We start from the raw sequence: 22,113 nt of genomic DNA, 5'->3' as shown, positions 1-22,113 counted from the left end.
GAAGGCGGTTTTTTTTCGCATCAGGTAAAACGTTACGACGTTTTTTGATACTGGGCAATAAGGTCTGGGAGCGGATCCCATCCGCTGCTGTCGGCGTTTTTGACCGCTTCCAGGGCGCTTGCCACGGTGTGGCGGGCTAATACCGCTAACGACGCCTGCTCAGCTTCTTCGGAGATAGACTTGAAGTACCAGCAGGCGTTAGCGCTGACCACGCAGCGGGCCGGTACGTCAGGGCGCGACGCCCAGAGCTTTTTATCTTCGATGACCGAAAGGTAGATGTCGCGCAGGGTAATCTCTTCCGGCGGGCGGCCAAGATGAATTGAGCCGTTACGGCCAAGCGTTGAGACGATAATGCCGTCGCGCGTCAGCGGAACCATCAATTTGCGGATGAAGCTCGGGTTTGCTTCCAGGCCGTAGGCCAGAATCGCACTCGTCGAACGTTCGCCCAATTGCTCCGCCATCGCTACGCTGAGAACCATCTGCAAAGCTGTCGGGAAGCGGTAATCTAACATTTTTGTATCCTGGGTCGCGGTGAATCTTGTTCTTTTTGGCACCGCAGAGGTGAATAAGCAATAAACAACAATATAACAAATACGGTAATTATTTTGAAGCAATCTGCGGCATTTGCGATCGAACACCCTTTTCCTGTTTAGCTAAACGTGCGGTTCGGGAAGTCAACCGTCACCATCAGGCCACCTTCTGCGGAAGTGCTCAGGTTTACGCTGCTGCTGTGCTGCTGCGCCACCGCTTTGACGATGGCAAGCCCCAGCCCGCTGCCGCTTTGCACCTGATTGGGATCGCGGAAAAACCGGTCGAAAGCGCGCTCCCGCAGCTCAACCGGAATACCCGGCCCTGCATCTGAAACGCGAAGCCGCGCGAAGCCATCTAATGGGCGGACATCGACCTGAATCCGCCCGCCCTCGGGACTGTACTTCACGGCGTTCTCAATGAGGTTATCAATGAGCGACACCAGGCGTTCCCTGACGCCTGAGATCCAGATTTCATCCTCGGCGAAGAATTCCAGCTCAATCCTGCGCGCAGACGCCAGCGGCTCCAGCTCGGCCATTCGCTCCTGAATGAGCGTCGTCAGCGGCACGGGCTCCAGGTCCGTATCAATGCGCGCTTCACTGTGCATCATCAGCAGCAGCTGGTTGACGAGACGCGCAGCGCGGCTGTTGCTGCGAATCACCCCGGCCAGAAGTTCCTGCTGGCTCTCGCTGATGACCCAGGACTGCAGCGCTTCCACGTTGATGCGCATCGCCGCGAGGGGCGTACGCAGCTCGTGCGCGGCATCCGCAATGAAAACCCGTTCCCTTTCCGCGCTTTCGCGCACCCTGGCAAGGAAGTCATTGATCGCGTCCACCATCTGGCGAAGCTCCCTGTGCCTGGGAACGGCTTTTAAGGGAGAGAGATCGTCAGGCGCGCGTAACGTAATTTCATTGACCACCTTGTTCCAGGGGCGCATCGCAATGCGGATTGAGAGCCACGCGGGAAACAGCAGAAAAGGGAAGCAGACCAGCAGCGGCAGGATGTAGTAGCCGCGCGAGTTCAGGTAGATAAAGAAGTTCCAGCCGCTGGCAGGGGTGAAAAGGGTAACCTCCACGTCGGAGCGAGGGGATTTGAGGGTGCGGCTGGTCCAGACGCGGCCTTCACTCTGCACATGCTCCATTTCCCCCTGCCGGGTGTTTGTTACCCCTGCGGGCGCTCCCTGCGATGAAAATATAACGGCATTATTCTTGCGAACGATGAGGTTAATCGACAGCACGGGATCTTCCCCGCCGCCATAGCCCTCACGCAGCGCCTTGCTGAAGGATTCCAGCACTGCGGTGCGAGCCTGCGGATGTTCGTCCATCCGCTCGACCAGGGTAAAAAGGGTTTCGTAGGTATTACTGCCCGTGAGGATGGGAGGACTGCGCAGGTCCTCCCACAGAATGAAGGTTACAAAAAGACACCACAGCAGGGTAAGCAGCAGCATCTGGGCGATGATAATTCGCCGTACCAGCGTTGGGCGTCTCAGGTGATACCAGACGTTTTGCATTAACCGGTCACCTTCTGGACTGAGACGGTATCAATGACATACCCGACGCCCCGCACCGTTCGCACATAGCCGTCGCCGATCTTTCGCCGCAAATTCCCCATATGCACGTCGAGCGCGTTGCTGAGGTTCTCTTTGTTGCCGAATATCCGTTCTTCCAGAAACCGTCGCGTAATCACGCGGTCCGCGCGCAGCATCAGCGTTTCTAGCAGCGCATATTCACTCGCCGTCAGGTCTACGTGGCGCGCGCTCACCGTCACGCGACGCGTCGGGACATGAAGCGATAAGCCTCGAATTTCTATCGCCTCATTCTCGAAACCGTAGCTGCGCCGCGCCAGGGCTCTGACTCGCGCCAGCAGCTCGGCGAGAATAAAAGGTTTGACGAGATAGTCGTCTGCACCGGCATCCAGCCCGCAAAGCCGATCCTGCAGCGTGCCTCGCGCGGTGAGGATGATGACCGGGATCCCCTTGAGCTGCTGACGCAAACGCGTCATCAGGCTCATGCCATCGCCGTCGGGCAGCCCCAGGTCGAGCAAAATAAGTTCCGGCACGCAGACGTCCAGCTGATGCAGCGCATCCTCTTTACGGCGAACCCATATGACGTCAAAACCTTGATCTGAAAGGGCGATACGTACGCCATTGCCGAGATCCAGGTCGTCTTCGATTAGTAGAATTTTCACACTGGCAACTGTATCAACCGTGAATGAAGAACATCTTAAGAAAAAAACGGTATCAGGAAACCAGTCCGGTTTACAGCACCTGCTCGCGCTTCAGTGTTTCTTCATTTTCGGCTCATCTGAACCTTAGGGTCAGTATTCAGAATGGGCGTTCTGGCGGTTAACCGCATGCATCGTCATCATTTGAATCCAAAAGGGCTTCTTTAATGAGAAACATCGAACTGCGTCATACGTTCCCCCATTTATCTTCGGGCCGCAGCCTGAAAAACATCGTGCCGGGCGTCGTTCTGGCGTTACTGGCCACGCCCGTATCGGCGGCAGAACAGGGCCAGGGTAACGTCTTAACCCTGGGGGGCGGCGTGGACGTCGCGCCACGCTACTCGGGTTCAGATAAAACCCGCGTCAGCGCGGCTCAGGTGGTGGATTACGCCATGGCAAACGGCTTTTTTATCGGCACCACGCGAGGAATCGGTTACGGCAACAGCATCGGCAACCTGGACTACAGCGCCGCGCTGAGCTATCGAGTTGGCCGTAAAGATAAAGACGTGAGCAGCAATTCGATCGGCTCCGGCAGCGACGAGCTGCGGGGGATGGGCGAGATAAAAGGGTCGGCAATCGTTGTGCCTGGGCTGGAGTACAAGGTGACCGACTGGCTTCATCTGCAGCTGCAGGCGGAGGTACCGGTTTCTGAGAGGGACAACGGTGAAGCGGTGCATTTCGGCATTTCCAGCCCGTTCTATACCTCACCCAAAAATGAGGTGACGCTGGCGCTGACCGGCAGTTGGGGATCCGACAAGTATATGCAGACCTACTACGGGGTCAGCGCCGCTCAGTCGAGCGCATCGGGATTTGCCCGACATGATGCCGGGGCCGGGATTTATGCTTATTCGATGAATCTGGACTGGACCCACAGGCTCACCTCGCGCTGGAGCGTGCTTGCCTCAGCGGGCGTTACGCAGCTGACGGGGGATGCGGGAGATAGTCCCATTGTGCAGCGTAAAACGTCGCCCACGGGGAGTTTGAAGGTGACGTACAGTTTCTGATTGTGGGCTGCGGTGGCTTAACGTTTTGAGCACGCACCAGCGGTAATTTAAGCCGCTCCGGTTGAGATGGCGGGGCGGTTCCCTATGATGACAGCTACATCACCGCACACGCGGTTGAAGGATTTATCTAAAGCTCCATTGGGCCGTGATGACAAACACGGAAGGTATGATAATACCCACATCCATTCCAAAATAAGACGTAAAATTATACTGGAATCCGTGATATATGTACGGAGAGAACCCTATCCCTGTTACTTTTTTAAAATCATGGTATGAACCATGGTCGCCACAATCATCGAACGTATCAAAGAAAAATTCACCTACATATCCATAGATTCCTTTAAAAACCCAACCGTTATCCCATCCAGCCCAGTCTCTTCTCACGCCGGCAGCCAGGCATCTGTCATTAAAACTGTTTTTCATTGTGCCTAGCACAACACTGTATTTTGACGTATCCGAGAATTTCCTTTCCACGGAAACAAACTTATTTTCAAAGTTCTCCGTGTATTGTCCGTGATTATGCGTCAGATGATAAACGTATGATCCCGTGTTTATTGAATACAGATTTATTTCGTCTGCAAAGCAATGCGATGTAACCAGATAAAAACTTCCGCACCACAGCCATGTGGGATATCTTTTCCGATCTGTCTGCTTATGTGGAATATTATCCATATTCGCTCACTTTGGCTAACGTACTGAAATTACAAGGTCCGATCTTCGGCCTTCAGCTGAACAAATTTTAGCATACGTACGGAAACTTGAGGTCTTCACGTCATGGGGTGGGGGGCAGAGATGACCTTGCAGAACAGGTTCTGCGAACCTTGAATCATAGACTGTGAGGTATAATCGCTGTTCAGCTTCTGTATTTGTACTCCTTTTGACCGACAACCTGCAACGACGGGAAACGGAACCATGTTCGCATTCCGTGCAGATAACGCGGACCTTGTCAGACGATTCCATGCCGCAGGCCTCCTTGCGGGAGGGAAAAATGAAGGCGCGCCAGGGACAAGAACCGCGTACGGCCCCGATTTTTATGTTGCCTATCTGCGCGATCCTGACGGGCATAAGCTGGCATGCGTTTGCCCGCATTATTCTCCTGAAGCCGATACGTTCCCGGACGAAGAATAGTCACTTTCCCTATTAAATTTTACGGTTTTGAGCGTTTTCAAAACGTAGCAGTGAAATTCGGCGCTTCTGGGGCGCATTTCAAATGAAAGAGTTAAGTCAGTATTTGTTTTAAATAATGAACAATATCATAGCAAAGGTCCGGATTAATAAAGAGAACAAACAAAGCTAACACCATTTGTAGTATTAGTAATAACTTCATCGCTAGCGCTCCGGCAGTAGAGACGTAGGGAGAATATTAGCTGCAACCCGTTCACGAGCTAAAAGAATCATAAACCCCGGATGCTTAATCCGGGGAATCTACGATTATTTTTCCAGCGCATCCATCTTGTGACGAAAGGTCAGGTAGCCGATCAAGCTTATAATGATCAATAAAAAGATAACGCTGGTGCCGGTTGTGCCCAATCCAAAACCTCCATTCCCTTCCGATTGAGAAAGTAAATCACCGCAGGAAGCCCCGAATGGGCGTGTAAGAATATAGGCGACCCAGAAGCACGTGATGCTGTTTGCTCTGAAGCGATAAAAAGCAATTGCTGTTAATCCTATACCGGCACCGAATAGCGCTGCGGCATTCATGTAACCAAGATCTAAGCCCTCCGATAGCCAGTCGCCAGCTGCGGTTCCCAACGAAAAGGTAAAGAGGATGGCCACCCAGTAAAAAATCTCGCGCTTACGGGTTGTAATACTATGGATAGAGAGCGTGTGTTCTTCGTTATACCAGAGCACAAAGGTCAGAATCAGCAGTGCACCAAACACGCCTGAGGACAAAGAAAGAGGTACGGCAAAATGGTCGGTCAAATTATCGGTTACCAGCGTACCGAATACACTTATTAGTAGCACTGTCGTCCAGTAAATAGACGGGATATAGCGCGTGGTGCGCAGTTGGGTTACCAGTGAAATGATAAATAACACAAAGGTTAGTAGTGTGGTGTAAGTCAGTCCCCAGCCAAGATCCATATTCAGAAAATCGGCAGCTGTTTCGCCAACAGTTGTAGACATCATTTTGATAAGCCAGAAGAAAAGCGTAACTTCTGGGACTTTATTGAGCCAGGTATTCTTTGGGTTGGTTATCATTTTGGCGCCCTTTGCCATAGTGTGATTATTTCATACTAACGTGGCTAACTTAGCTGTACCTTAGGGAGACATTTTTTTTCAAGTCATCGTAGTCTTTGTCCTGTTTGCAAAAAGCTTTGATTTTTAATCTCTTGCACACAAGAAAGTACAAATGATGAACAGTTTTGACTTGCATCTAACACCGAACCACAAACCTGTCAGATCCTCGGCTGCCTGTCTGCTGGTAACCGATCTCTCACCAGCGTGTAGCACTGCAGCATGTGAAAGGGCCCACTCCTGCTAAGAGGTCGTTTTTGAACTATGTTTAACACCAGTCAGAATAATAAATAGTTGAAGTGTTATTAAATTCTGAACAGTGGCGGTCTTAATCCGGAGCATTTGAAAGCCAGAACCTCACTGAGAAGTGTGCCAACATTACGCGGGTAATATTTATATCCGGAGAATAACGTGTTCGGAAAAGTTTTATTAAACTACATGCCAGGTTTACAAAATTTGTTAGCCTACGATAAAAACTGGCTAAAACAGGATGTTAAAGCCGGGTTATCCGTTGCGGCTGTCGCGCTACCCGTTGCTATTGCGTATGCTGAACTGGCGGGGGTTGGGGCTATCGTGGGGCTGTATTCCTGCGTTTTACCGATGATAGCGTATGCATTGTTTGGTTCTTCACGTCAGCTTATTGTTGGCCCTGATGCCACGACCTGCGCGGTAATTGCGGCCGTCGTCTTCCCTCTTTCTGCGGGTAATCCCGAACTGCACTGGCAACTAACAATCATCATGACATTGATGATGGGCGGGTGGTGCCTGCTTGCCAGTAAATTTCGCCTGGGCGCACTTGCCGATCTGCTTTCTCATCCCATTCTTACGGGTTTGCTTAATGGCGTAGCCGTGACGATTATTGTCGGGCAATTAGGTAAGGTTTTGGGGATCAAGCTCGATCAAGCGCAGGTTATTGAGAAAATAATGGCCTTGCCAGGCCGTCTTTCAGACAGCCATTTATTAACCATAGGGATCTCACTTTTAACGTTAATTATTTTAATAGCTATTAAAACGTATCGCAGCCACTGGCCAGCACCGTTGATTGCCATTGTGATGACTACGGTACTGGTGTGGGCCACGTCTGCGCAGCAGTATGGTATCGCCACGATTGGGGGCGATGGCTTCCAGCCTGGTTTACCCGTCGTTAACTGGGGGGCGTTCCAGCCCGGTCCGATGCGTGATTTAGTGATCCCGGCGCTGAACCTGGCTTTAGTTAGTTTTGTCAGCCTGATGCTGACCGCACGTAGTTTTGCCGCAAAAAATGGCTATGAAATTAATGCTGATGCTGAGTTCAGAGCGCTGGGTATAGCGAACATTATGTCTGGGTTATCTCAGGGATTCGCTATCAGTGGAGCCGATTCCCGGACCGCGGTTAATGATTCCGTTGGTGGGAAAAGTCAGCTGGTTTCCATAGTTGCGGCCTTACTCATCGGTATCGTCGTGGTGTTTTTCACTCAGCCATTACAATTTATTCCGGTATCTGCATTAGGTATTGTTCTAATGTATGCCTCGTGGTCATTAATTGATTTACGTGGGCTATGGAACCTGAGGCGCAGAAATAAACAGGCATTTCGCCTGGCCTTCTTCACGTTTGGCTGTGTTTTAATTATCGGCGTTATCCAGGGGATCGGCCTTGCGGTGCTGCTTGGGCTGCTACAGTTCCTTCGTACAGTGTTTCGTCCCTCTGAGCACTTGCTGGGCACTGACGAAGATGGAATGATTCACTCATTAGGTAATACAACCGATATTAAAATGGTCCCGGGCGTGCTGATGTATCGATTTAACTCACCATTGACCTATTTTAATGTGGCTTATTTTAAACGTCGGGTATTGAACCTGGTTGATGGTGCGGCCTTACAACCTAAATGGGTGGTCATTGATGCCGTTGCTTGCTTCACCTATTCTGACATCAGCGTTCTGGCGACCATTAATGAGTTAAAGCGTGACCTGAAAGGTCGACAGATTAAATTAATCCTTGCGGGCAGGAAAACGGAATTAACACGCTGGTTTAAAGAGAGTCGGCCAACAATGAATGATGATGACATGATTCTGGCGCCAGATCTCTATTTGGCACTTCGGTTCATTCAAAGCAAAGAGAGTGTGAGTGAATCAGGTGGAGAGGCATAAGAGGTTAAAGGCTTGCCCGCCACCGGCGAGCAAGCCACATCCCTTAGCGATACAGCGTCTTTTCCGCAACCGGAATAAGCAGCCCCGAACGCCAGTCCGCGAGCGTCAGCTGTGCGAGCCTGCCCAGCGCGGTATAAAACGGATGCCCGGCGTTGTCGACAAACACCGACAGGAAGCGGGTGCTCCACGGCAGCAGGTGCCACGCCAGAAGCTGATCGCACTCCGACTCGCGGCCATTCTCGGCCAGCCACGCCGCGAGCATTAGCAGCGTACCAAAGTGATCTTCCGGCTCATTCTGCTGCATCTCAAAAGCGATATTGTTCTCCCGCATCCACTGGCGCAGCGCGAGGGTCGAATCGCCAAACAGCACGGATTCGCGGTCGAGCCAGACGGAACCCCACGGCGGAGCGGGCAGGGCGTAAGGGCCAATAAACAGCCGTTGCCAGGCGTCCGTCAGCGGCTCATCGGAAGATGAGGCAAACGTATCGGCAACGGGCTGCAGCGCTTCCGAAGGCAGGGGCCAGTCCTGAACCCATTCGCCGGCGGTGAGCGCTTTCACCAGCGGCGCGGCCTGCTCGCTGTCGGGAGCGAAATAAAACAGCGCGCCCAGCACCCGGGCGCTGAACGCGAACGATTCACGATGTGAGACGTCTTTCATTAAACCTTCCTTGCTCGCGCGGATGACGTCCGCGCCACTGTGTTAACCGATAATACTGACCATAGAATAAACCAGGGTCTCGTGTTTCACCCTTTACACCTTCTCAATCTGCACCAGATTGGTGTGCTGCGGGTTGCCTTTTGCCAGCGGAGATGGTCGATGGGTCGTCAGCGTGTTGATGCATGAGCCGTGGTCGATACGATCGCCACTCATATTGGCATCGTGCCAGGCACCCTGGCCCATGGCGCTCACGCCGGGCATGATGCGCGGCGTCACTTTCGCTTCAATTCTCACCTCGCCGCGACGGTTAAAGACGCGCACCGTATCGCCGCTCTTAATGCCGCGTTTTTCGGCGTCGACAGGATTAAGCCAGACCTCCTGACGGCAGGCCGCTTTCAGCACATCGACGTTACCGTAGCTCGAGTGGGTACGGGCTTTGAAGTGGAAACCGAACAGCTGCAGCGGGAACTGTGCGCGCTCGGGCGCATCCCATCCGTCAAAGGTCGATGCGTAGACGGGCAGAGGGCTGATGGTCTCATCTTTTTCCAGCTCCCAGGTGGACGCAATTTCCGCCAGCTTGCTGGAGTATATTTCAATCTTGCCCGATGGCGTTTTGAGCGGATTAGCTTCCGGGTTCTCGCGGAATTTTTTATAGGCCACAAAGTGTCCGTTCGGATCCTTGCGCTTATAAATGCCCATTTTTTTCAGCTCGTCATAGGACGGAAGCTTGGGGTCTTTTTCGAGCATTTTGGCATACAGGAACTGCAGCCACTGTTCCTGCGTGCGTCCTTCGGTGAATTTCTGATGGATATCCGGCCCGAGGCGTTTCGCCACTTCGCTCATGATCCAGTAGATAGGCTTACGCTCGAACTTCGGCGCGGTCACGGGCTGGAGGAAAATCAGGTAGCCCATATTGCCCGCATAATCGTTCGGAATGATGTCTTCCTGCTCGACGGTCATCAGGTCCGGCAGCACGATATCGGCGTACTTCGCTGACGAGGTCATGAAGTTGTCGATGACGACAATCATTTCGCACTTGCTTTCATCCTGCAGGATATCGTGGGTTTTATTGATATCGGAGTGCTGGTTGATGATGGTGTTACCCGCGTAGTTCCAGATGAACTTAATCGGCACGTCCAGCTTATCCTTGCCGCGCACGCCGTCGCGCAGGGCGGTCATCTCCGGCCCGCGGGCGATGGCGTCCGTCCAGCTGAAGCAGGAGATTTGCGTTTTGACCGGGTTATCCGGCAGAGGCATACGTTCAATGGTGATGGTGTAGGTTGACTCACGCGCGCCGCTGTTACCGCCGTTAATCCCCACGTTTCCAGTCAGAATAGGCAGCATGGCGATGGCGCGGGACGTCAGCTCGCCGTTCGCCTGACGCTGTGGTCCCCAGCCCTGGCAGATGTAGGCCGGTTTTGCGGAGCCGATTTCGCGGGCAAGCTTGACGATACGATCCGCTGGAATGCCGGTAATGCGTGAGGCCCACTCCGGCGTTTTTGCAGTGTGGTCATCGCCCTGGCCGAGAATGTACGCTTTGTAGTGTGCGTTAGCGGGCGCGCCTTCCGGCAGCGTTTTTTCGTCGTAGCCAACGCAGTATTTATCGAGAAACGGCTGGTCGACCAGGTTTTCGTTGATTAATACCCAGGCAATACCCGCCACCAGTGCGGCATCGGTACCCGGACGGATCGGGATCCATTCATCTTCGCGTCCGGCTGCCGTATCGGTATAGCGCGGGTCGATAACGATCATGCGTGCGTTGGACCGCTCGCGAGCCTGCTCCAGATAATACGTAATCCCGCCGCCGCTCATGCGCGTTTCCGCCGGGTTATTGCCGAACATCACCACCAGTTTGGTGTTTTCAATATCCGAGGTGCTGTTCCCGTCGTTGCTGCCGTAGGTGTAGGGCATGGCGCAGGCGATTTGCGCCGTGCTGTAGGTGCCGTAGTGGCTCAGGAAACCGCCGTAGCAGTTCATCAGGCGCGCCACCAGCGAAGCGTAAGGGGAGGAGCGGGTGATATTGCCGCCGACAATGCCGGAGGAGTAGTTAATATATACTGCTTCGTTGCCGTATTTGGCCACCACGTCTTTCAGGCTGGCGGTGAGGGTGTTCAGCGCCTCATCCCATGTGATGCGTTCAAACTTGCCCTCACCGCGTTTGCCCACGCGTTTCATCGGGTAGTTCAGGCGGTTAGGGTGGTTGATACGACGGCGAATTGAACGTCCGCGCAGGCAGGCGCGCACCTGATGGTTACCGTAAATATCCTCACCGGTGTTATCCGTTTCGACCCAGTACACTTCATCGTCACGGACGTGCAGACGCAGCGCGCAGCGGCTGCCGCAGTTGACCGAGCAGGCGCCCCACACCACTTTATCTTCAGCAGGCTGGACGGCGTTCTTCACCGCCGCGGCGGCGCTTTTTAAACCAAAAGGAAGCGAGATCCCGCCAGCGGCAAGCGCCAGAGAACCTATAGCCGTAGATTTCACGAGAGTTCGGCGGCTAATACCGCCGTGATGATCGACCTCAGACATGGCTCACCCCAACATTGAGATTACGTATTATTTTTACCCGTGATTACAACCGGGCTAATGATGGGGTGAGTGTTACTTATTTGGTGGTATTAGATCTTAATCCTCATCAAATCAAAGGGGATTGAGGGTAAATTACTGAGCTTCAGCAGCCCCGTTGCCCGTTCGGGTGTACAAAATTTTAAAGGTGTCGTTGGCGCAGTGGCCCACCACCTGCGTGCCCGCCTGGTCGGCCTGGTCGTTCGGCACAATGCTGAGTGTAAAACCTGACTCAGGTACGCCGTTGTTGATAATCTTCTGCTGAATGTCGCTTTTCACGCGTTCGCAGGAATCCGGTGCCGCCAGCGCGGCCGTTGAGGCACTCATTAACAGCAGGGCGGTAATCCAGGGTAACCGTTTCATATCTTGCTCCTTTTCTCTGTGTAGAGATTAATTTTAGCAGGCTTCGTGTAAACAACTGTATTTGCTAATATGATTGGGAATAATCTCCCTTTACGGTAATAAATGTGAAGAAATACGCAGCGATAACGCTACTGGCAGCAACACTGGTGGGGTGCGACAACAGCTCCGCGCCGCTGTCGTTTACGCCCGAGATGGCGAGTTTTTCGAACGAATTTGATTTTGACCCTCTGCGCGGCCCGGTCAAAGACTTTACCCAGACGCTGTTCAACGATAAGGGCGAAGTGTCCAAGCGAGTCACTGGCACCGTGTCGACGGAAGGGTGTTTCGATACGCTGGAGCTGCACGACCTGGAAGCTAACACCGGCGTGGCGCTGGTGCTGGATGCCAATTACTACCTTGATGCGGAAACCCAGCAGCGCAAAGTGAAGCTGCAGGGGAAATGCCAGCTGGCCGAACTGCCGTCAGCCGGGGTGACGTGGGATACCGACGACAACGGTTTTGTGGTGGCGGCGCACGGCAAAGAGATGGAGGTGAAGTATCGCTACGATGCGGATGGCTACCCGCTGGGCAAAACCACCGTCTCAGGGGATCAGCACCTGTCCGTCCAGTCGACGCCGTCTAAAGATGTTCGCAAAAGAATGGATTACTCGGCGGTGAGCATGCTGAATGACAAGCCGATGGGCAACGTCAGGCAGAGCTGCGACTACGACCGACACAACAACCCGGTGAGCTGCGATCTGACGATCACCGACGACAGCGTCAAACCTGCCGTTGAGCACAAGTACACCATCAAAAACACGATTGAATATTACTGAGAATAAAGTGCATTTTGTGAGTTTCGCCCGGCGGCGCTACGCTTGCACGGGCCTACAGGGAAACGTGCAAAGCATTGATACTCTTGCATAATGTAGGCCGGGTAAGCACAGCGCCACCCGGCCAGAAAGACAGCTCAATGGTTTATGACAAGGTTTATCATCAATCTCACTGCGCGGTAGGTTTCAGCAGGCTTGCGCCTGACGGCTTGTGCCCGGCCAGGTGCTGATGCTGGAAGATGCACATGCGAATGGTATTGCGGTATTCACCGTTGATAAAGAACTCGTGAATCAGCTCGCCTTCCACCATAAAGCCCAGCTTGCGGTAGATATGGATCGCTTTCTCGTTCTCTTTATCCACAATCAGATAGAGCTTGTAGAGATTCAGAACGTTGAATCCGTAATCCATTGCCAGCTTCGCTGCCCGTGAGGCAAGGCCTTTTCCCTGATGCTCAGGGGAAATAATGATCTGAAACTCCGCCCGACGGTGAACATGGTTGATTTCAACCAGCTCCACAAGTCCGGCTTTTTCGCCTTCACACTCCACCACAAAACGACGTTCACTCTGATCGTGAATGTGCTTATCGTAGAGATCGGACAGCTCAACAAAGGCCTCGTAAGGCTCTTCGAACCAGTAGCGCATCACGCTGGCGTTATTGTCGAGCTGGTGGACGAAGCGCAGGTCTTCACGCTCCAGCGGACGGAGTTTAATATCGCAGGACGCCGACATTACGGGGCTACCGTGCGGCCAGTGCGGCGATCCAGGCAGCGCAGGGTGTTTGGCTCCCAGTAGGCATTGACGTTTGCACTTTGCTGACACTTATCGCGCGCGTCAAAAGCGACATCTTCTTTGTCCCACTCTTTTTCAGCACGTTTGTTGACCTTCTGACGAAGGCTACGGGTGTCATTCCATTGTTCTTTGTCCATGGCGGCGTTCTGGCGGCTTTGCGCGCTGTCACCAGACTCAATAACGAGCTTACTGGTTTCCGCTGTCGCAGAGGCGGCAAAGGCGAACGATGACAGCGCCAGCAGGGCTGTCAGACAAAGGCGTTTGCTTAATGTGGTCATAGCGTTTCCTTTTAAATGGGTGCAGATAATCAAGTTACCCCGTACAGATTCTACACCAAAGAGAAATGACGGCATACCCGCGGGGCAAGTATGGAAAAGTAAAGGGCATTATCAGGTATGATGTCTAAATAGATCCTCACCTGACGTTAACTATGCTCAAAACGACGCTGCTTTTTTTTGCTACCGCGCTCTGCGAAATCATCGGCTGCTTCCTGCCCTGGCTCTGGCTGAAGAAGGGGGGATCCGTATTGCTGCTCATCCCGGCAAGCGTCGCGCTGGCCCTGTTTGTCTGGCTGTTAACGCTGCATCCGGCTGCCAGCGGCCGCGTCTACGCCGCTTACGGTGGTGTCTATGTCTGTACTGCGCTGCTGTGGTTACGCGTGGTGGATGGCGTCAAACTCAGCGCGTACGACTGGGCCGGCGCGCTGGTTGCCCTGTGCGGTATGCTGATCATTGTGGCGGGATGGGGGCGCGCCTGAGTCCCCCGGGTTTTGTGATCGCTAGCTGATTTTGTGATCATTATACTTGTATGGTAGTAGGGTTGGTGGGTAAATTTCCAGCATCACAACGAACGATGTAAGGAAAGGAACTATGAAGATTGTCGCGGCTGACGTGTTTGTTACCTGCCCGGGGCGGAACTTTGTCACCCTTAAAATCACCACCGATGAGGGGATTGTCGGCCTCGGTGATGCTACGCTGAACGGACGCGAGATCTCCGTGGCCTCGTACCTCAAGGATCACCTTTGCCCCCAGCTGATTGGCCGCGATGCGCACCGCATCGAAGACATCTGGCAGTTCTTCTATAAGGGCGCCTACTGGCGTCGCGGCCCGGTCACTATGTCGGCTATCTCCGCCGTGGACATGGCGTTGTGGGATATCAAAGCCAAAGCGGCCAACATGCCGCTCTACCAGCTGCTGGGCGGCGCATCCCGCGAAGGGGTGATGGTCTATTGCCACACCACCGGCCACACGATTGACGACGTGCTGGAAGACTACGCCCGTCATAAAGAGATGGGCTTTAAGGCGATCCGCGTCCAGTGCGGCGTGCCGGGCATGAAAACCACCTACGGCATGGCCAAAGGGAAAGGGCAGGCCTACGAGCCTGCGACCAAAGGCGACTGGCCGGAAGAACAGCTGTGGTCCACCGAAAAATACCTCGACTTCACACCGAAGCTGTTCGACGCGGTGCGCAGTAAATTCGGCTTTAATGAACATCTCCTGCACGACATGCACCACCGCCTGACGCCAATCGAAGCGGCGCGCTTCGGCAAGAGCATTGAGGAATTCCGCATGTTCTGGATGGAAGACCCAACGCCTGCGGAAAACCAGGCCTGCTTCCGCCTGATCCGCCAGCATACCGTCACGCCAATTGCGGTGGGGGAAGTGTTTAACAGCATCTGGGACTGCAAGCAGCTCATCGAAGAGCAGCTCATCGACTATATTCGCACCACCATTACCCACGCGGGCGGGATCACCGGGATGCGTCGCATCGCGGACTTCGCCTCGCTCTACCAGGTGCGCACCGGCTCGCACGGCCCGTCGGATCTCTCGCCTGTCTGCCATGCCGCCGCGCTGCATTTCGACCTGTGGGTGCCAAACTTTGGCGTACAGGAATATATGGGCTATTCCGAACAGATGCTGGAAGTCTTCCCGCACAGCTGGCGCTTTGATAACGGCTATATGCATCCGGGCGACAAGCCGGGGCTGGGCATCGAGTTTGATGAAAAACTGGCGGCGAAATACCCCTACGATCCGGCCTATCTGCCGGTGGCCCGTCTTGAAGACGGCACGCTGTGGAACTGGTAAACGAGGAGCGAACGATGAAAAGCGTAGTGATTCAACAGCCGAACGAACTGGTGATCGAAGAGCGGCCACGCCCGGAGCCAGGCGCAGGCGAAGTCCGCGTCAAAATTACGCTGGCGGGGATCTGCGGTTCGGACAGCCACATCTATCGCGGCCATAATCCGTTTGCGAAGTACCCACGCACGATCGGCCACGAGTTCTTTGGCGCGATCGACGCCGTAGGCGAGGGCGTAGACAGCACCCGTCTGGGCCAGCGCGTCTCGGTTGATCCGGTGATCAGCTGCGGACACTGCTACCCGTGTTCCGTCGGAAAACCGAACGTCTGCACCTCGCTGGTGGTGCTGGGCGTACACCGCGACGGGGGCTTTAGCGAATATGCGACAGTGCCCGCTAAAAATGCCTGGCCTATCCCGCATGGCATTCCTGATAAACACGCCGTCATGGTTGAGCCCTTCACCATCGCCGCCAACGTGACGGGGCAGGCCAACCCTACCGAGCAGGACGTTGCGCTGATTTACGGCGCGGGCCCGATGGGGCTGGTCACCGTGCAGGCGCTGAAAGGCGTCTATAAGGTGAAGCAGGTTATCGTGGTTGACCGCATCGATGAACGCCTGAAAATGGCCCAGCGCAGCGGCGCGGACTGGGTGTTGAATAACGGCGAGCAGTCGTTGCAGGCCGCGCTGGACGAAAAGGGCATCAAACCGACGTTAATCATTGATGCCGCCTGTCATCCGACGATTTTGCAGGAAGCGATAACCCTGGCCTCACCGGCGGCGCGCATCGTGCTGATGGGCTTCTCCAGCGAGCCGAGCCAGATTGTCCAGCAGGGCATCACCGGCAAAGAGCTGGCGATCTTCTCCTCGCGCCTCAATGCCAACAAATTCCCGGTCGTCATCGACTGGCTGAAGAAGGGGCTGATCGACCCGGATAAACTGATCACCCATACCTTTGACTATCACCATGTAACAGACGCCATTGAACTGTTTGAGAAAGACCAGCGGCAGTGCTGCAAAGTCTTGCTCACGTTCGGCCAATAATCATTTACGCGGTTAAGAGCCTGCGCAGACAGGCTCTATGTGGTACGCATCTTACCTTTCAGAGATAGCCATTATGACGCAAGTACAACCTCAAAGAACCACCTCCGATCTGGTGAAAGCCGCCGTTTCCGGCTGGCTGGGCACCGCCCTGGAGTTTATGGACTTTCAGCTTTACTCGCTGGGAGCCGCCCTGGTCTTTCATGAGATCTTCTTCCCGGAACAGTCAGCCGCGATGGCGCTGATCCTCGCGATGGGGACCTACGGCGCAGGCTACATAGCACGTATTGTCGGCGCCTTTATCTTTGGTCGAATGGGTGACAGCATTGGTCGTAAGAAGGTGCTGTTTATCACCATCACCATGATGGGGATCTGCACCACGCTGATTGGCGTCCTGCCAACCTATGCGCAGATCGGGATTTTTGCCCCGGTTCTGCTGGTGACGCTGCGCATTATTCAGGGACTCGGGGCCGGGGCGGAGATTTCCGGAGCCGGGACCATGCTGGCGGAGTACGCGCCGAAAGGGAAACGCGGCATCATCTCCTCGCTGGTGGCGATGGGCACTAACTGCGGGACGCTGAGCGCCACGGCGATCTGGGCGGTGATGTTCTTTGCCCTCGATCGTGAAGAACTGATTGCCTGGGGCTGGCGCGTGCCGTTCCTCGCCAGCGTCGTGGTAATGATCTTCGCCATCTGGCTGCGTATGAACCTGAAAGAGAGCCCGGTGTTTGAGAAAGTGAACGATGCACAAACCGTGCAGCCGGACACGTCGCTCGGTTCAATGGTGAAAAGTAAATCCTTCTGGCTGGCGACCGGGCTGCGCTTTGGTCAGGCGGGCAACTCGGGCCTGATCCAGACGTTCCTTGCCGGGTATCTGGTCCAGACGCTGCTGTTCGATAAAGCCATCCCTACCGATGCGCTGATGATAAGCTCCATTCTCGGGTTTATCTCCATTCCGCTGCTGGGCTGGCTTTCCGATAAAGTGGGACGCCGTCTGCCGTACATTATCCTCAATATCTCCGCCATTCTTCTCGCGTATCCGATGCTGTCGATCATCGTCGATAAGAGCTATGCGCCGGGGACAATCATGCTCTCTATCATCGTTATCCATAACTTCGCCGTGCTGGGGCTGTTTGCGCTGGAAAATATCACTATGGCGGAGATGTTTGGCTCGCGAAATCGCTTTACCCGTATGGCTATCTCAAAAGAGGCGGGCGGTCTGGTGGCGGTGGGCTTTGGTCCGGTGCTGGCGGGGATTTTCTGCAATATGACCGGCTCCTGGTGGCCGATTGTTGCCATGCTGGTGGTCTATTCCGCGATTGGGCTGGTCTCGGCGATCCTGATGCCGGAAGTGCGCGACCGTGATTTGAGCGCGGCGCAAGACGCAGCGGAATCCGCGCCAGAAGAGAGTGTGGGTTACGGCGCGATCTCTTCGCGACGCTAATGGTTTATAGCTTTCGTGACTTATCACACAACTTTATGTTTATGTCACACCACATGAGCAAAAGTTAATATAAATCAAAATCTCTAACGGCAGTATCAGTATGGTTGATGGCAGTTATTTTTTTACCCCAACTGCCATTCTAGTTGGTGTAGTCAGCAGGCGCTGCCGCTTCAGAAGGCGCGGCAGCGATCCACAGCTTTCTAATTAACGAGTCTTAATCATGGAAAATACCTTATTACAGGCCAACGCGACGCTGCCTCAGTACGATCGCGACAGCCTTAAAGCACGCATTGTACATTTAGGCTTCGGCGCATTTCACCGCGCGCATCAGGCGGTGTATGCCGATATTCTCGCCGCTGAGCACGGCAGCGACTGGGGCTACTGTGAGGTTAACCTGATTGGCGGCGAGCAGCAGATTGCCGATCTGAACGCGCAGGATAATCTTTATACCGTGGCGGAGATGTCTGCCGATGCATGGACATCCCGCGTGGTTGGCGTGGTCAAAAAGGCGCTGCATGCGCAGGTTGACGGGCTGGAGACCGTGCTGGCAGCGATGTGTGAACCGCAGGTGGCGATCGTTTCGCTGACCATCACCGAGAAAGGCTACTGCCACTCGCCGGCGACGGGGCAACTGATGCTCGATCACCCGTTTATCGTCGCCGACCTGCAAAACCCGCACCAGCCGAAATCTGCGCCGGGCGTGGTGGTGGAAGCGCTGGCGCGTCGCAAAGCGGCGGGTCTGCCTGCATTTAGCGTGATGTCCTGCGACAACATGCCGGAGAACGGCCACGTGATGCGCAATGTGACCTGCGCTTACGCCCGTGCGGTAGACGGCGAGCTGGCGGACTGGATCGAGGCTAACGTCACCTTCCCGTCAACCATGGTGGACCGCATCGTGCCCGCGGTGACTCCCGATACGCTGGATAAAATCGAACAGCTGACCGGCGTGCGTGACCCGGCGGCAGTAGCCTGTGAACCGTTCCGACAGTGGGTGATCGAAGATAACTTTGTGGCAGGGCGTCCCGAGTGGGAAAAGGCGGGAGCTGAGCTGGTGTCAGACGTGATCCCGTTTGAAGAGATGAAGCTGCGCATGCTCAACGGCAGCCACTCATTCCTGGCGTACCTGGGCTATCTGGCCGGATACCAGCATATCAACGACTGTATGGAAGATGAGAACTACCGCCTCGCCGCGCACGCGCTGATGCTTAACGAGCAGGCACCCACGCTGAAAGTGAAGGGCGTTGATTTAGGCCGCTATGCCGATCTCCTGATTGCCCGCTACAGCAACCCGGCCCTGCGCCATCGGACATGGCAAATCGCGATGGACGGCAGCCAGAAGCTCCCGCAGCGTATGCTGGACTCCGTGCGCTGGCACCTGGTGCACCAGAAACCTTTCCCTCTGCTGGCGCTGGGTGTGGCAGGGTGGATGCGCTATGTCGGCGGCGTGGATGAGCAGGGTAACGCGATTGACGTGAGCGATCCGCAGCTGGCGGTGATTCAGGCGGCGGTGAAGGGCAGTGCGGAAGGGGAAAGTCGGGTTAGCGCGCTGCTCGGCATTGAGGCCATCTTTGGTAAAGAGTTACCGCAGGAGCCGCGCTTCGTTGCTGCGGTGATGACCGCGTACCGGTTGTTGCTGCAACAGGGCGCGAAAGCAACCGTGGCGCAGTACGCGTCCCAACGGTAATTCAGCACATGCCGCCGCGTGCGGCGGCATGTCTGCGCACAGCTTAGTGCATCCCCAGGCGAATCAGCTCAATCGGCTCGAACTTACCTTCGCATCCTTCCACTTCAACCGTTTTGCTGCGGCGCACCTGCGCGGCGTCCAGCCCGTCGCTGTGGATCGCTTTAATCACGCCAGTTTTGCCTGTGCCGCTAATCATGACGCGGCTGCCAGTGGTGATTGCATTGCGGTTACGGTCGTATGTCATCATGGTATATTCTCCTCTCTAACCTGTTCGTTACGGCCCTATTTCAGGTTTGCCGTTCACGGGGCATATAAATACGCCTGTCCGCGCTTCATGTTTTTGTTTTTGATCAAACTCACACTTTTTTCTTTATTTCGTCGGGCGCTGACGGTTCACGACGGTAATTTACAAAGCAGACCGTTATTTTCATTAACTGATAGTTTCGACAGGGAAGTGTTGAGGGTTGGTTTATATTCCGGATGTCATTCTGGGTGCAGGAAATAACCCTTCATCGGAATAAGGAGTCAGGCTTATGTATAAGAGCATTTTGATGCCTGTAGACGTGTTTGAAATGGATTTGAGCGACAAAGCGGTTCGCCACGCGGCAAACCTGGCGAAGGCTGAGGGCGCGTCGATTACCCTGGTCAATATTCTGCCAGCCAGCAGCCGGTCTCTGCTGCGCGGGTTCAACGCCGATATTAAAAAGTTTGAAGAGTATATGACCGCAGAATCCGGCAAGAAAATGAACGAGTTAAAAAGACTGTTCGATATCGCCCCGGAGAATATTCACAGCATGGTGCGTTTTGGCAACGTCCGCGATGAAATTATCAAGCTGAGCAAGGAGGGGGAATATGATGCGATTGTCATCGGGTCGAAAAATCCGAGCATCTCCACCCATCTGCTGGGTTCAAACGCGGAATCTATTCTGCGCTACGCCACGATCCCGGTGTTAGTCGTTCGCTAATCAGGTCGCCGCACCCGAAAGGGGCGGCGTAATATTACTCTTCGCTAAACCACTCGCTATTTTCCTGACGAATCAGCTGCACGGATTCGCTGATCTCCTGCAGATGCAGCGTCATCGCTTTTTCCACACCGTCGGCATCGCGTTTTTCAAGCGCGCTGAAAATATCATGATGCTGTCGAAGCAGCATTTCCGGCGGGGAGACGTGATCGAGGCTCATGTAGCGCACGCGGTCAATGGTGGCCTTGATGTTCTCGATGGTGTCCCAGGCCAGCTGACAATCGGCAATCTGCGCCAGTTTCTGGTGGAATTCATCATCAAGCTGGAAGAAATCATTAAGCTGCTTGCGGTCAATGGCAATGCGCTGCTGGTGCAGGTTCTGCTCCAGCAGGTAACACTGGTTATCGTTGATAAGCGTTGCGGCACGGCGCGCCACCGCGCATTCAATGGCCTGACGAACGAAACAGCCGTTGCGTACCTGAGAGAGTGAAATTTTGTTCACGTAGCTGCCGCGCTGCGGGCGGATCTGTATCAGTCCGTTCTCGGCAAGCTTAATGAACGCTTCACGCACCGGCTGACGGGAAACGTCAAAACGCACGGAAACCTCTTTTTCTGAAAGCGGCGTTCCCGGTGGGATCAGGCAATGGACAATATCACGTCGCAAAATGCGATAGATTTGCTGGTTTACGGGCTGGGTGGGATTGAGTTGCGATTCAGCGGCCATGAGTTGTCATTTCTCAGAGTGTTAGCCTGAACATACTACCATTCTTTTAGGGCCCGAAACAGACCCGGCCCGCAGGCCGGGAAGGGCCGTTTTAGCCACGATGGACGCTAAGTCCGGCAAAACTCTGGCTGACTGGCATCATTTCAACGGTATTGATGTTGACGTGCTTTGGCAGCGTCGCCACCCACCAGACCGTTTCGGTCACATCTTCCGGCGTCAGCGCGTTAGCATTTTCATAGGTTTTGCCCGCTTTCGCGTCATCGCCCTTGAAACGCACGTTGGAAAACTCGGTGCCGCCGACCAGGCCCGGCTCGATATCGGTGACGCGAATGGCGGTGCCGTGCAGATCGGTACGCAGGTTAAGGCTGAACTGGCGCACAAACGCCTTCGTCGCGCCATAGACGTTGCCGCCCGCGTAAGGCCAGCTCCCGGCGGTGGAACCGATATTGATAATGTGGCCGCGGTTGCGTTCGACCATGCCCGGCAGCACCGCGCGGGTCATATAGACCAGCCCTTTGTTGTTGGTGTCGATCATGTTTTCCCAGTCTTCAACGCTGGCTTTGTGGGCAGGCTCCATGCCCAGCGCCAGACCGGCATTGTTGACCAGCACGTCGATGGCGAGCCACTCGGCGGGCAGGTTGGCAATCATCTCTTCAATGGCCGCGCGGTTACGCACGTCCAGCTGCGCGGTCAGGATGCTGTCGCCTAATTCGTCTTTCAGCTCCTGTAAACGTTCCTGGCGGCGACCGGTCGCAATAACCTTGTGCCCGTTGGCGACGAAGCGACGCGTGATGCTTTCACCAAAACCTGCCGTTGCCCCGGTAACTAAAATAATCATCTCACTGTTCCTCAACGCTTTTTGTGTTGTACTAACAT

23 protein-coding genes are annotated in these 22,113 nt (G+C 54.5%); 10 read left to right on the top strand and 13 right to left on the bottom strand.

Annotated features, from left to right (window positions below; genetic code table 11):
- Positions 1-32: 32 nt before the first annotated feature.
- The 3 genes from V4835_RS12955 to V4835_RS12945 all read right to left on the bottom strand — a co-directional run bounded on the left by V4835_RS12955 (position 33) and on the right by V4835_RS12945 (position 2,715).
- On the bottom strand, positions 33-512 hold the full coding sequence (locus V4835_RS12955; RefSeq protein WP_025760257.1) for an RrF2 family transcriptional regulator: 480 nt from the start codon (positions 510-512) through the stop codon (positions 33-35).
- 137 nt (positions 513-649) lie between these two features.
- Positions 650-2,038 (bottom strand): sensor histidine kinase, encoded by a 1,389-nt coding sequence (locus V4835_RS12950; RefSeq protein WP_331412407.1) that lies wholly within the window; start codon positions 2,036-2,038, stop codon positions 650-652.
- Positions 2,038-2,715 carry a response regulator gene (locus V4835_RS12945; RefSeq protein WP_033145395.1) on the bottom strand — a complete coding sequence of 226 codons (678 nt, stop codon included), beginning with the start codon at positions 2,713-2,715 and terminating at the stop codon, positions 2,038-2,040. Before V4835_RS12945 ends, V4835_RS12950 begins: the two co-directional genes overlap by 1 nt.
- Before the next feature lie 203 nt (positions 2,716-2,918).
- Here V4835_RS12945 and V4835_RS12940 point away from each other — a divergent pair, with 203 nt between their 5' ends.
- Positions 2,919-3,755: a MipA/OmpV family protein gene (locus tag V4835_RS12940; protein ID WP_331412406.1), complete on the top strand. Its 837-nt coding sequence runs from the start codon at positions 2,919-2,921 to the stop codon at positions 3,753-3,755.
- A gap of 123 nt (positions 3,756-3,878) precedes the next feature.
- On the opposite strand, the gene V4835_RS12935 is transcribed toward V4835_RS12940, so the two are convergent.
- Positions 3,879-4,427 carry a hypothetical protein gene (locus V4835_RS12935; protein ID WP_235836580.1) on the bottom strand — a complete coding sequence of 183 codons (549 nt, stop codon included), beginning with the start codon at positions 4,425-4,427 and terminating at the stop codon, positions 3,879-3,881.
- Between the two features lie 240 nt (positions 4,428-4,667).
- Here V4835_RS12935 and V4835_RS12930 point away from each other — a divergent pair, with 240 nt between their 5' ends.
- Positions 4,668-4,883 carry a glyoxalase gene (locus V4835_RS12930; RefSeq protein ID WP_442877313.1) on the top strand — a complete coding sequence of 72 codons (216 nt, stop codon included), beginning with the start codon at positions 4,668-4,670 and terminating at the stop codon, positions 4,881-4,883.
- Positions 4,884-5,186: 303 nt separating this feature from the next.
- On the opposite strand, the gene V4835_RS12925 is transcribed toward V4835_RS12930, so the two are convergent.
- Entirely contained in the window at positions 5,187-5,954 is a 768-nt protein-coding gene (locus V4835_RS12925; protein WP_213329467.1) for a COG4705 family protein, read from the bottom strand.
- A gap of 447 nt (positions 5,955-6,401) precedes the next feature.
- On the opposite strand from V4835_RS12925, the gene V4835_RS12920 reads away from it, so the two are divergent.
- The gene (locus V4835_RS12920; protein ID WP_331412405.1) at positions 6,402-8,117 is read left to right on the top strand and encodes a SulP family inorganic anion transporter; all 1,716 of its coding nucleotides are present in this window, start codon (positions 6,402-6,404) and stop codon (positions 8,115-8,117) included.
- 43 nt (positions 8,118-8,160) lie between these two features.
- Here V4835_RS12920 and dmsD read toward each other — a convergent pair whose 3' ends face one another.
- The 3 genes from dmsD to V4835_RS12905 form a co-directional block, all read right to left on the bottom strand.
- Complete coding sequence (dmsD, locus tag V4835_RS12915; RefSeq protein ID WP_331412404.1) at positions 8,161-8,775, bottom strand: Tat proofreading chaperone DmsD; 615 nt, start codon at positions 8,773-8,775, stop codon at positions 8,161-8,163.
- Positions 8,776-8,868: 93 nt separating this feature from the next.
- Positions 8,869-11,307: a selenate/tellurate reductase subunit YnfE gene (gene ynfE / locus V4835_RS12910; RefSeq protein ID WP_331412403.1), complete on the bottom strand. Its 2,439-nt coding sequence runs from the start codon at positions 11,305-11,307 to the stop codon at positions 8,869-8,871.
- Between the two features lie 132 nt (positions 11,308-11,439).
- Positions 11,440-11,706, bottom strand: a complete 267-nt coding sequence (locus V4835_RS12905; RefSeq protein WP_029739394.1) for a DUF1161 domain-containing protein — start codon at positions 11,704-11,706, stop codon at positions 11,440-11,442.
- A 104-nt stretch (positions 11,707-11,810) separates the two neighbouring features.
- Between V4835_RS12905 and V4835_RS12900 the strand changes: the two genes are divergently transcribed.
- The gene (locus V4835_RS12900; protein WP_331412402.1) at positions 11,811-12,521 is read left to right on the top strand and encodes a YnfC family lipoprotein; all 711 of its coding nucleotides are present in this window, start codon (positions 11,811-11,813) and stop codon (positions 12,519-12,521) included.
- 166 nt (positions 12,522-12,687) lie between these two features.
- Here V4835_RS12900 and speG read toward each other — a convergent pair whose 3' ends face one another.
- Both speG and V4835_RS12890 read right to left on the bottom strand, forming a co-directional pair.
- Positions 12,688-13,248, bottom strand: coding sequence for a spermidine N1-acetyltransferase (gene speG / locus V4835_RS12895; protein WP_126794116.1), 561 nt, complete (start codon positions 13,246-13,248; stop codon positions 12,688-12,690).
- On the bottom strand, positions 13,248-13,586 hold the full coding sequence (locus tag V4835_RS12890) for a DUF1283 family protein (RefSeq protein WP_063145673.1): 339 nt from the start codon (positions 13,584-13,586) through the stop codon (positions 13,248-13,250). Before V4835_RS12890 ends, speG begins: the two co-directional genes overlap by 1 nt.
- Positions 13,587-13,738: 152 nt before the next feature.
- On the opposite strand from V4835_RS12890, the gene V4835_RS12885 reads away from it, so the two are divergent.
- The 5 genes from V4835_RS12885 (at position 13,739) to V4835_RS12865 (ending at position 19,551) form a co-directional block, all read left to right on the top strand.
- A complete protein-coding gene (locus V4835_RS12885; protein WP_032657499.1) occupies positions 13,739-14,065 on the top strand; it encodes a YnfA family protein in 327 nt (108 codons plus the stop codon).
- Positions 14,066-14,177: 112 nt separating this feature from the next.
- Positions 14,178-15,392 (top strand): D-mannonate dehydratase ManD, encoded by a 1,215-nt coding sequence (gene manD, locus V4835_RS12880; protein WP_331412401.1) that lies wholly within the window; start codon positions 14,178-14,180, stop codon positions 15,390-15,392.
- A 14-nt stretch (positions 15,393-15,406) separates the two neighbouring features.
- A complete protein-coding gene (locus V4835_RS12875; RefSeq protein ID WP_331412400.1) occupies positions 15,407-16,426 on the top strand; it encodes a Zn-dependent oxidoreductase in 1,020 nt (339 codons plus the stop codon).
- A 73-nt stretch (positions 16,427-16,499) separates the two neighbouring features.
- Positions 16,500-17,867: an MFS transporter gene (locus V4835_RS12870; RefSeq protein WP_063145670.1), complete on the top strand. Its 1,368-nt coding sequence runs from the start codon at positions 16,500-16,502 to the stop codon at positions 17,865-17,867.
- Positions 17,868-18,087: 220 nt separating this feature from the next.
- On the top strand, positions 18,088-19,551 hold the full coding sequence (locus V4835_RS12865) for a mannitol dehydrogenase family protein (protein WP_331412399.1): 1,464 nt from the start codon (positions 18,088-18,090) through the stop codon (positions 19,549-19,551).
- A gap of 43 nt (positions 19,552-19,594) precedes the next feature.
- Here V4835_RS12865 and ydfZ read toward each other — a convergent pair whose 3' ends face one another.
- Positions 19,595-19,798 carry a putative selenium delivery protein YdfZ gene (gene ydfZ / locus V4835_RS12860; RefSeq protein ID WP_014883679.1) on the bottom strand — a complete coding sequence of 68 codons (204 nt, stop codon included), beginning with the start codon at positions 19,796-19,798 and terminating at the stop codon, positions 19,595-19,597.
- 286 nt (positions 19,799-20,084) lie between these two features.
- Here ydfZ and V4835_RS12855 point away from each other — a divergent pair, with 286 nt between their 5' ends.
- Entirely contained in the window at positions 20,085-20,516 is a 432-nt protein-coding gene (locus tag V4835_RS12855) for a universal stress protein (RefSeq protein WP_023335546.1), read from the top strand.
- 34 nt (positions 20,517-20,550) lie between these two features.
- On the opposite strand, the gene V4835_RS12850 is transcribed toward V4835_RS12855, so the two are convergent.
- Both V4835_RS12850 and ydfG read right to left on the bottom strand, forming a co-directional pair.
- The gene (locus V4835_RS12850) at positions 20,551-21,237 is read right to left on the bottom strand and encodes a GntR family transcriptional regulator (protein ID WP_063145668.1); all 687 of its coding nucleotides are present in this window, start codon (positions 21,235-21,237) and stop codon (positions 20,551-20,553) included.
- A 91-nt stretch (positions 21,238-21,328) separates the two neighbouring features.
- Positions 21,329-22,075, bottom strand: coding sequence for a bifunctional NADP-dependent 3-hydroxy acid dehydrogenase/3-hydroxypropionate dehydrogenase YdfG (ydfG, locus tag V4835_RS12845; protein WP_331412398.1), 747 nt, complete (start codon positions 22,073-22,075; stop codon positions 21,329-21,331).
- Positions 22,076-22,113: the final 38 nt, after the last annotated feature.

The sequence above is a fragment of the Enterobacter cloacae complex sp. CARB60 genome, from assembly GCF_036487345.1.
GTDB classification, from domain to species: domain Bacteria; phylum Pseudomonadota; class Gammaproteobacteria; order Enterobacterales; family Enterobacteriaceae; genus Enterobacter; species Enterobacter asburiae_D.
Note: the sequence above shows the minus strand (reverse complement) of the source record. Positions and strands in the feature narration are given on the sequence as shown.